The 590-nt window shown below is 47.8% G+C and carries 1 protein-coding gene; it reads left to right on the top strand.

The annotated features are described in order from the left end of the window. Positions 1–590: UPF0236 family transposase-like protein (locus tag IC21_RS12175; protein WP_035180925.1), on the top strand; the 590-nt coding region annotated here is incomplete at both ends.

Here is a 590-nt window from a genome sequence, read left to right on the forward strand (position 1 = left end):
GAAGTCCACCACGCCATTCTCTATGAGGGATGGGAAGCCAATGGCAAAAGGGTCTCCCTGCGTCAGCCAACAGTTATCATGACGACGGAAGCAATCCAGACATTTTGGGATGAAGTGCAAGCCAAAGCTGCCAACACCTACTCTCTTGAAAAAGCGCATGTCATTACAAACAGCGATGGAGGTGCAGGGTATACAGCTGAACGGTTTCAAACAGCATTCTCACAGTCGGAATTTCCGGTGCTCAACCAGCTGGATACCTACCACGTTGCACAAGCCATCGTAAGGACATTCGGGGGCGGAAAGAGCGAGATCAAAGAGCAAATTAGAAAAGCGATTAGAACGCATGACCTAGACCAATTCACATTGTATTTGGATACGCATGAAAGCACATTGACGGATGAAAAGAGCCTTAAGAAAGTCAAGGAGTTTCGTTCGTACATCCTAAAAAACTGGGACCGCATTTTTGACTGGAGGGACAAGGTAGAGAACGTACCGGAAGGTGCGAGAGGCCTGGGGGCAATGGAATCAAATCAAAGGCATATCTCATTCAGAATGAAGAAAAGGGGGATGCATTGGAGTAAAGCTGGCGC

Origin of the sequence: Heyndrickxia coagulans DSM 1 = ATCC 7050, assembly GCF_000290615.1 — a bacterium.
Taxonomy (GTDB): Bacteria; Bacillota; Bacilli; order Bacillales; family Bacillaceae_C; genus Weizmannia; species Weizmannia coagulans.